Consider the following 9,691-nt stretch of genomic DNA (forward strand, 5'->3'; position numbering starts at 1 on the left):
AGCGTTGACGTGGTGTCCGGGGCTGTGTTGGGAGAGGAGCCGACTAGGGATTCCACGGATGCGATGGCGCGGGTCTCGCGCGGATGGTTTCTTGTGCGGGATCGACGGAACCTGGTCGTGACCATGCTGTTCATGACTCATAACAAACTGGCGGCGGCTGCGAGCAGGCGGTGACATGGCATCCTTGGCCAACAAAGTCGGCATCGTGACCGGAGGCGGAACAGGCATCGGCAGGGCGACCGCCGACTTGGCGATGGAGCACGATGTGCTCATGCGCGCGGCCGCGCTCTGGGCCAAGGAAGCGATGGGACAGTGAGCACGCCTGGCCGCGTTGAGCGCTGCCCAGAGGGGATGACCACTGTGCCGTGCGTGCTGATGGCTTCGGCGTCTGTCAAGCGTCAGGCGCATCTGTCGACGGCAACTGAATACTGACCAGAGCGCGGCAACTGAAAATTGACCAGCTTCCTAGAGAGCCTTGTGTTCGGTCCGGACACATAGCTGACAGATCGTTCCGGTTACATCCCTGACACTCTCTGAAAGTGAGAGTGCTGAGCGTGAACGAACGCTGGTTGGAAATCCTGCTGACCCCGAAGCGCGACCAGATCACGGTGGCCGAGACATGTCGCCGCTACGGCATCTCGCGGCAGAGCTTCCATGTCTACCAACGCCGGCTCTACGCCGATGGCGTCGCTGCCTTGGCGCCACTGTCACGCCGCCCGTTGACGTCGCCGGATCAAACCGGGGCACAGCTCGAGGCCGAGATCGTGCGCATGCGCAAGGCCAACCGTGGTAGGGCGCCCGCACTATCCATAACCAACTTGTTCGCTCGGGCGCGCCGCACGTGCCAGCCGTCTCGACGATTCACCGAGTACTGCAACGCAATTCGCTCATAACGCCGCGAGCACAGCGTCGTGCCGTACCCGCCTGGCGGCGCTTCGAACGCTACGCCCCCAACGACTTATGGCAGATCGACGGCACGCAAGTCGCCCTGGCCGACGGATCGATCGCCTGGGTGATTGACATCCTCGACGACCATGCCGGCTTCGCCATTGGTGCCACCGCCAGCCGACGGTTCACCGCCACCACCGCGTGGCGGGCCATGGAAGCCGCGATCGCCGAGCACGGAGCCCCACGCCAGCTCATCAGCGACAATGGAGTCCAATTCATCTCCCGAGACGGCCACAAACCCGTGCACTTCCAGCAGCGCCTGGCCGCCATGGGCATCGGCCAGCTCAGCTCTCGCCCGGCCCACCCGCAGACCTGCGGCAAGCTGGAGCGCTACCACCGCACCTTCAAGGACTACTACGCCGACCACGGGCCGGCCGCCACGATCGACGAGCTGCAAGCCCTATGCGACCGATTCCGCTGGCAGTACAATCATCAGCGGCCACACCAAGGCCTGGGCCAGCAGCTACCCGTCGAGGTCTACCAAGCGCTCCCAAAGGTCGCTCCTGGCGACCCGCGGCCGCGACGCCGCAAGACCGGGCCCCCGGGTACTCATCGTCTCTCCGACCGGCAGCGTCCACTACCGCAAACGCAAAATCGGCATCGGCATGCACTGGAAAGGCCAGCGCGTCACCGTCATCGAGGCCAAACCCGACCACGCTCGTCGTCCTCGACCGCACCGCCGGTGCCGTACTACGCGAGCTGATCCTGGGGCCCGTCGGCACCTACCACAGCAATGGCCGCAAACGCGGCCGACCGCGCAAGGACGCCCAGCCGCCAACAACTCCGGTACTGTCAGCGATGTCCTGACAACAACGTGTCAGGGATGTCGCCGGTCCATACACGCCACCGATCGGGCTCCACAGGATAGATTCCGGGCGGCGTGCGGCGTCGGCGCGATCGCCGCGCCGGTCTTGCCGACGTTGAGACATGTCTATCAAGCCTCTCTTTGTTGCGAAGTTTCAGAGTGCAGATCGTGTCGGCGAGCGCTCCGCTGGCTGCTGTGTCGGGCACCGAAACAGGCCGGTGCTAGCAGCAACCAGTTTGGCGACGTCACAGGGTGTGCTGGGCCTTGAGGATTTGTGCGGCGCGTTCGCCGATGATGACGCAGGGGGCCATGGTGTTTCCGGTGGTGACGCGGGGCATGATCGACCCGTCAGCGATACGGAGGTGGTCGACTCCATAGACTTTCAGCTGGCCATCGACCACCGACATGGGGTCTCGGCCCATCTTGGCGGTGCAGGTTTGATGCCAGTAGCTCATGGTGGCATCGCGGACGAAGCGCTCAAGCTCGGCACCCTTCAGATTGCCCGGCATGACCTCGCGCTTTACGAAGGGACCAAGCGCGGCGGAGTTGCCGATCTCGCGGCACAGTTGCACGCCAGCTATCGCGGCCTTCAGGTCATCGGGGTGAGACAACATATTCGCCTCGATCTCCACGGGGTCAAGCGGGTCGGGGCCGGTCAGACAGATATGGCCGCGGCTTTTCGGCCGCACCACGGCGCTAGACCATGTCCAGCCGAACTCGGGCACATCGAATTTGGCCGCGGTCTCCGCACTCGACAACGGAAATTCGGCTTGACAGGCCTGCAAATCCGGAGTGTCCAGACTGGGGTCGCTTTTCCAGAAGTAGGTCGCCTCAGCGCCGTTGTTGCGCGGCGGGAGCGGGTGCTGATACTCCCAGACACAGTCGAGTCGGGGATGGTCCTGCAGGTTGCGACCGACACCGGGCAGATGTTGCACGACGGGGATGCAGTGTCGCTGCAATCCGGCCCGGTCGCCGATGCCCGACTGCATCAGCAGCTTGGGGGTGTGGATCGCGCCCAGCGAGAGCACCACCTCGCATCCCGCATCAACACGGTGGACGACTCCGTCCTGGCAAAACTCCACGCCGGTGACTCGGTTGCGCTCGGACCGGTCGAACGTGAGCCGGGTGACCAGCGTGCCGGTGAGAACCGTCAGGTTGGGCCGGTCCATGAAGGGGAAAGCATAGGAACGGAACATCGATTGGCGGTATCCGTCACGGGCTCGCAGATCAAGGATCGAGGCGCCGCCGTCGCCCTCCATCATGCGGCCGTTCTGATTTCCGAATGTCGGGATCCCAGCCGAGCGGGCGGCCTCGAGCCCGGCGGGCGCGATCGGGTTGGGATCGGGGGCGGGTTCGACGTAAACCGGCCCTCCGGTTCCGCGATACTCGGGGTCGGGCGCGCCGTGCCAATCCTCGATGGCGCGGTAGATATTCAGCACCGACTCATAGCTCCACGCCTTGTCGCCGGCTTCGGAGGCGAAATAATCCCAATCGTTTTTGTGTCCGCGCGACCACGCCATGACGTTGATGCTCGATCCGCCACCCAAGACCTTGCCCATGCAATAGGGAACCGTGCGGCCCTTGAGATGCGGGTTGGGATGGGCCGCGAAGTTCCAGTCCCGCTCGCTACCAAGGTTCAGATGCCACTGTTCTGCTCTCATCACCGTGGGTACGTCATCCTGGCCGCCGGCCTCCAGCAACAGCACGCTGAGGTCGGCGTTTTCGGCGAGCCGACGCGCCACCACAGACCCCGAGGAGCCCGATCCGCAGACAATGAAGTCGTACTGCGGCTTGAGCTCAGCGCCCAACTTCTGCTGATTGTGACGAACCCGTTCGGCGAACTTGTCGGCACGGACGATTGCTTCGTCGGGGTTAGTGCTCATATGCTCTTCTCATTTCTGTGTGTTTGTTGGAACTGTTTTGTCAGCTGAATCGGCTGCAGGAGTGCAGCATTGGCGTGTTGCGTCCGCGTTGGGCAACTGCGCCGGGAGCCGACTCCGCGCCGGACGTGTCGATCGACAACATCCGCGTATGGGCGTGTCTACGGTGGCGGTGCCGAGACATGCGTGGCCCGGTAACCCGTTGGAGCGGCATAGGTTTCCCTTGAGGTTTGCTGCAAATCGTGGCGCGTGGTCGGGTGATCAACCATTCAGGACAGTGCGCTTTAGCCAATCCGCTTGATCGGCGGCGATCCCCGCCGGGCTGTTGCCGTAGAACGGCTGGAAGTGGTCGAGGTCGTAGCGTTTCAACTCGGCACGCGGTGCGCGTTGCGCAAGGTTCTGAATGGGCCTGCTGGGAGATGAGATGTCGCGTTCGCAAAGCTGCACAAGCACCGGGCACGCGAGCTTTCGGGCCTTGGTCACCGGGCGGTAAAACGCGGCCGTGGCAAACGGGCCGGCCGCGACCGCGTTGCGCCAAGGCGAGTCGGCGTCGATCATCGACTCGAAGCCGTCGGCCTCGCCGCACAAGGTCAGTACCCCGTGGCCGCCCGGCGGTGCGGTCGCCGGAACCAGACTATGGCTGCCGACCATGCCCTTAATCGCCTGGGCAAACAACCACGCCATGTTACCGGGATTGCTAGTCAGGTTGGTGATCGCCCGGGCGCGGCCGTCAAGAAACGGGCACAGCAGGATCGCGCCCGCCACCCGCGGGTCGGAAGCGGCCGCCTCGACCGCCGTCCCCCCGCTGACCGAGTAGCCCCAGACAATGATCTTGTCCGCATCGATACCGGGCAGGCCACGGGCAAGGGCGATCGCGCAGCGACGGTCGTGTAGTTGTGCGGACATACGAACGAGCTGGCGGGGCTCACCCCCGGAATCGCCGAGGTAGCGGTGGTCATAGACGAGCACGGCCGCTCCCACCTCGGCCAGCGCTTCGGCGTAGGCAACCAGACCGTCGTGGCGGGTCAAAGAGAGGCCGTGAGCCATCACCACACAGGGAACATTCCCGTCGACGCCGCCCGGACGGTACAGCCAGCCCGCGCAGCTCGCGCCACCAGACGGGAAGATGACGGCGGTGCGGTCCACCGATCGACCGCCAGTCTGAGTTCGTTTCGGTGGTTGCTTGCGCGGCGTTTCCCTTGAGGCAGGCCGGTTCAGTAAGCGTCGAGCCACGGCGCGGCCCGACGAGCCGCTGACTCCTGGCCCTGGCCAGCTGGCCGCACCGATCAGGTACAGGTCCGTTACGGCGGTGGCGTAGCCGCCGCGGTGCGCCGGGATCGGGCGTTGGGTGAACGCCTGGGATAGGGCGTTGTGCCCGGAGGCGTGGTCGCCGGGTCCGGCGTTGGGGTTAGTGCGGGCCAGATCGGCGGGGCTCAGGATGTGTCGGGCCAACACCATCTGTTCCAGACCCGAGATGTGTTTGGCGGCCTCGGCGATCACCCGGTCGGCGAAGCGCTCGGCCACCGGGGCCGTCCACCCGCCGTCGACAGCGATCTCCTCGGCCGCATCACCGGTCGGATGCAACGGCACATCGAGCACCTGCAGCCGCACCACCGCCTGCCCCGCGGGCGCACGACCGGGATCGACCGCGGTGGGCTCGTGCCACGAGATCGATGGATAGCCGGGCAACAATCCGACCTCGGCTTGCCGAACGGAAGTCAGGAGTTCGGTCAGGCCGCGGCCTACGTTGATCCCGCCGCCGCCGTCGAGTCGGGAATCAGCGAAGCGGGGCCGCGCCGACAGGGCCAGGTTGATCTGAAAGCAGCCGCGGCGGTACCGATAGCGACGCGCCTGTGCCCGTGTCGATTCAGGGATGCCTGGCGCGTCGCGCAGCAGCCGCCCGTAGAGCTGGTCGGGTGTGGTGCTGGCGATCACCGCCTGGGTCGCGGTGAGCTGTTCGCCCTTGGTGGTCCGCACCCCGGTGGCGCGGCCGTCGGCGGTCACGACGGCGTCGACGTCCACGCCGGTTCGGATTTCTCCGCCGCAGGCGCTGAGCAGTCCGGTGAGCGCCTCGACCAGCCGACCGCTGCCACCGACGGGAGCCGGGGTGCCCGCGGGCAGGGTGGTCATCAGCAGCGCCGCCCACAGGGCGCCCCCGGCGTCAGTCGGGCCGATCCCCAAGTGCAGCAACCATGGCAGCAACGCCATGATCAACTCCTCACTGGAAAACCGATCGCCGAGCACGTCGCGCCCGGAACCGTGCAGCAGGGCAGCAAACGGTAGGGAAGAGCCGGCCTGGCGGCACAGTCCTTTGAGCAGTCCGGTGGCCTCCGGTGAGTCCAAATCCATGCCCAACAAGGGCACCAGAGAAAGGTGCGGTGACACGTCGGCGATGAGCTCTGTCCAGGCTTGTCGGTCACCAAGCCGGTCCAACTCGGCTTGCAATGCATCAGGGTTGGTGCTGATGACCGCTGAGCGGCCGTCGGGAAGCGAGGCACCGGTGCTCACCTCACCCTGCACGTAGCGCAGACCATGTTCGGCGAGTTCGGTTCCCAGCTCGGCGAATACGGGGCCGCCGACGAAAAGCGGGTGGCATGCCGAGAAGGTGTCATGCACGAAGCCGGGCAGGGTCAACTCCTCGCTGCGAACCCAACCGCCGGGCGTCGGGCGCTGGTCGAGCAGACACACGCTGCGACCTTCTCTGGCGAGGTAGCTGGCAGCGACTAGGGCGTTGTGCCCGGCACCGACGAAAATGACGTCGAACGTCGAAGAGGAGGTCATGTCTCCGACGTTAGAAAGGGGCGCCGTTACCGGCGACCCAACGCCCGCTGAGTGAGCTTTCCGCGGGAATCAAAGACTCTCGGGCCGCCGGCGTCACGTAATAGGCCGTCGATTCGGGCGCCGGTGGCTCGGGTGGCAGCCATCAACGCGACCGGCGGGCGCTGCCCGGCGACGAGCGTGGTCACCGCCGCCAGTTCACCACCGCCCAGCGGAACGGCTACGGCGACGCAGCTAATGTCTGGCAGCCCACCACGGGCATCCACAATCGGTGCATGTGGGCCGATTTCGGTGTGCGCCCGCGCCGTGGCCGTTCCCGACGGTACCCGGCTGCCCGCTTCGGGCATAGCCGGTCCAAGCGGAACGCGCGCATCCACCGTGTCGAGGAACACCGCGTCAATGCCGATCGTGGCCGACAGGCTCACAGCGGCGCCGGTGGCGGCGGCGAGTTCGGCCAGCGGTCGGCGGGCGACGACGCGCAGGCGACGCTCAGGCGTGACGCGAGAACCCAGTCCCAACAAGCTCGCTCCGAGACGGTAACGGGTGCCCTCGCGCCGCACGGCGCCTGCCTCGATCAACTGTTTGAGCAGCCGGTGCACCGTTTGCCGCGGGATTCCGGTTACTTCCGCCAGATCGATCAGCCGCACGGGTTCCAGCGCACCCACATGATCCAACAGTTCAAACGCGGTGCCGATTACGCTGCGGCCGCCATTCTGGGTGCCGCAGTCCACTACACTGCGTCCCGATTACGGATCATGCCGCCCAACATTCGCTCACTACCACCATCGACCTGAGAGCGTTCAGCGCGAGCCGGATCACCGGACGTCGGGACACAGAGTTCATTGCCTTCGCGATCCCCGAACCCGATGCCGAGTATCGCCGGGCCGCTGCCGTTGGAGTTACCACCACTGCCACACCCGCGGGCCGCCGTGAGAAGCGGTGTCAGCCAACGCACCCTTACGCGTGCGGTCATTGACCGCCGACCGCTGTCCGCTCTCGCTGCCACCGCCGTCGTGATAGCTGCCGCCGCGGTGATCGTCTCCGAGAGCATCATCGCCGAAAGGAAAATGGTCGCTGCCGCTGCAGTTCCAGCCGCTGACAGTGATGTGATGGCAATGCCTGGTCGGTGCAGGGATCATCATCTGACCAAGGGGCTGCACCGATCACATCGCTCACGCCCATTCCCGACCCACCTGGACCCCCGCCGCCATCGCGGCCCGCTCGCGAGCATCCGCGAATTCGATCTTGAAGTTCATAGTGGCGAGGCTAGGCAGTCCGTTGGCGGCGTTCCTCCGACAGCCGGCCGATCCGCGCTATTTGGCTAATGATTCGCGCTCGGCGGACGTTGTCGCCACTTTGCGGCATAGGTGAGCTACACAGCCCTTCCGTGTTTGTGAGTTCAGCGTGCAGCGCGCAGGGCCTGGAGCGGTGTTTGGCCGTACGTCGTTTTGTGGGCGGCGGCGAACCGTCCGAGGTGGGTGAACCCCCAGCGGTGCGCGATGGAGGCGACGGTGCTGTGGGCGGGATGCGCGGACCGCAGATCCCGGTGGGCGCGGCGCAATCGGACCACGCGGACGTATGCCATCGGTGACATGCTCAAGTGCCGTTGGAATCCCTCCTGCAACGTGCGCACGCTCACGTGGCATCGCTTCGCCACTGTCGAGGTGGTCAGCGGCAGGTGCGGTCCGGCCTCGATCATGTCCATCGCGTCATGGACCGCCGCCGGCCGGCCTGGTTCAGGCGTCACCCATCGCTTTTCTCCCATCATCGTCGTCACTTCCTACCGACCGGGTCACTCTGTCGTGAACCACCGTGCAGGGGTGCCTTTGAGGATTGCCGTCTACGGTACCCACGTCGCTACCGCTGACACCCATCAGCGCTTCCCGCTATCACAACTCAGCGCTACACGCCTGAGGTGTCACCGCAGACGCAGGCTGCGAGACGCGTCGCCGGCGCCGAAATCTGGAAACCGTCAGCCGACAGGGGTACTAAGCGACACGTGTCGCCTTTGAATGCGTTGAGCGAGTTTGGCTTTTGCGGCCGCCGAGCTTGTGCAGGGCGTTCGCGCGACCATGGCTATGAGCACTCATTCGAAAATTCTGAACAATGTCCACCGAACGCGAATCATTAGCCAACGAGCGTCCTGGCCCATCCCGACGCCTTCGAACATGACCGCAACCGGGGTAGCAATGAAGCCGTGTCGGAAAGCGCTCAGTCAAGCCCGGCTGACCTTGTCCCGCATGAGCGTCCACCCAACACATCGAAATGAGAAGAGGATATGACTAGGACTTTCGACGAAACAGACCTTGCCGCAGCCGAGTTCGCCGAGCGGGTTCGTCGCAATCAGCAGCAGCTCGGCGCGGATCTAAAACCCCAGTACGACTTCATGTTTGCGGATCGGGCTCGTCGGGATCGGTGGTGGCGCGTCGGCTGGCCGAAAACCCGGATGTGACCGTGCCGCTGCTGGAGGCTGGCGGCCCCGATGAGGTACCGGAGGTGATGAGACCAGAACAGTGGCCTTGGAACCTGGGCGGCGCCACAGGTATAGAGAAACTCCGCTCGCAACCCATTGAGTTCGGTGCCCTCAGTCCACCGCCGTACAAGATCTGGATTCGCAAGGAACGCACGGCCAATGGTCGCTTTGGGCTACACCGATCACCTGACCTTCGTCGTTGCGCCAACAGTGATCAACGTCACAGTCGCAGGGCGCAACCGATTCATCGTCCGAGCAGTGTCTCGATTCGAAGTACAAATAAAGGCGGAAGGACACGCTATGACGAGCAACTCACTCCACGACACGCAACTTTCCGAGATTGCCGGCACCCGAGACGAACGGTTAGCCCGCCGGGTGGCCGAGTTCTACGAAAGTGATCCGCAATTCCGCGCGGCCGCTCCCCTTCCCGAGGTGATCGAGGCGGCCTGCGCGCCCGATCTCCGGCTCACCCAGATCTTCGAGACGATCGTCGAGGGCTACGCCGATCGCCCGGCGCTTGGACAGCGTGCCCGCGAATTGGTCAACGACGCCGCCACCGGCCGCACATCGGTACAGCTGCAGCCCCGGTTCGAGACCATCAGCTACCGCGAGGTGTGGGACCGGGTGCGGGCGATCGCCAGCGCCTGGCGCCACGACCCCGCCCATCCGGTCACCGTCGGAGACCTGGTCGCGACGGTCGGATTCTCCAGTGCTGACTACTTGGTCGTCGACATGGTATGCGCCTACCTCGGTCTGGTGACGGTGCCGCTACAGCACAACGCCCCGGTGTCGAGGCTGCGGCCGATC

General features: G+C 65.1%; 8 protein-coding genes and 1 pseudogene. 5 read left to right on the forward strand and 4 right to left on the reverse strand.

Features of this window, described 5'->3' with window-relative positions; translation table 11 throughout:
- The first annotated feature begins 175 nt into the window (after positions 1-175).
- The 3 genes from JWP83_RS18125 to JWP83_RS18135 all read left to right on the forward strand — a co-directional run bounded on the left by JWP83_RS18125 (position 176) and on the right by JWP83_RS18135 (position 1,651).
- Entirely contained in the window at positions 176-316 is a 141-nt protein-coding gene (locus JWP83_RS18125; protein WP_297732585.1) for a hypothetical protein, read from the forward strand.
- A gap of 223 nt (positions 317-539) precedes the next feature.
- Positions 540-893, forward strand: coding sequence for a helix-turn-helix domain-containing protein (locus JWP83_RS18130; RefSeq protein WP_297732587.1), 354 nt, complete (start codon positions 540-542; stop codon positions 891-893).
- Positions 842-1,651, forward strand: a complete 810-nt coding sequence (locus tag JWP83_RS18135) for a DDE-type integrase/transposase/recombinase (protein ID WP_297732589.1) — start codon at positions 842-844, stop codon at positions 1,649-1,651. The genes JWP83_RS18130 and JWP83_RS18135 overlap by 52 nt, the downstream gene beginning before the upstream one ends.
- A 347-nt stretch (positions 1,652-1,998) precedes the next feature.
- Here JWP83_RS18135 and JWP83_RS18140 read toward each other — a convergent pair whose 3' ends face one another.
- The 4 genes from JWP83_RS18140 to JWP83_RS18155 form a co-directional block, all read right to left on the reverse strand.
- Entirely contained in the window at positions 1,999-3,636 is a 1,638-nt protein-coding gene (locus tag JWP83_RS18140; protein WP_297732591.1) for a GMC family oxidoreductase, read from the reverse strand.
- Between the two features lie 258 nt (positions 3,637-3,894).
- Complete coding sequence (locus JWP83_RS18145; RefSeq protein ID WP_297732593.1) at positions 3,895-6,414, reverse strand: NAD(P)-binding protein; 2,520 nt, start codon at positions 6,412-6,414, stop codon at positions 3,895-3,897.
- Positions 6,415-6,440: 26 nt separating this feature from the next.
- On the reverse strand, positions 6,441-7,142 hold the full coding sequence (locus JWP83_RS18150; RefSeq protein ID WP_297732595.1) for a helix-turn-helix domain-containing protein: 702 nt from the start codon (positions 7,140-7,142) through the stop codon (positions 6,441-6,443).
- A gap of 668 nt (positions 7,143-7,810) precedes the next feature.
- Complete coding sequence (locus tag JWP83_RS18155) at positions 7,811-8,158, reverse strand: helix-turn-helix transcriptional regulator (protein WP_297732597.1); 348 nt, start codon at positions 8,156-8,158, stop codon at positions 7,811-7,813.
- 531 nt (positions 8,159-8,689) lie between these two features.
- Here JWP83_RS18155 and JWP83_RS18160 point away from each other — a divergent pair.
- Together JWP83_RS18160 and JWP83_RS18165 are read left to right on the forward strand one after the other, a co-directional pair.
- Positions 8,690-8,943 (forward strand): annotated as a pseudogene (locus JWP83_RS18160) (GMC family oxidoreductase); the annotation flags it as partial.
- Positions 8,944-9,184: 241 nt separating this feature from the next.
- Positions 9,185-9,691 (forward strand): AMP-binding protein (locus JWP83_RS18165; RefSeq protein ID WP_297732599.1); only part of this gene is annotated, 507 nt, incomplete at its 3' end.

Origin of the sequence: Mycobacterium sp., assembly GCF_025965855.1 — a bacterium.
GTDB lineage: Bacteria > Actinomycetota > Actinomycetes > Mycobacteriales > Mycobacteriaceae > Mycobacterium.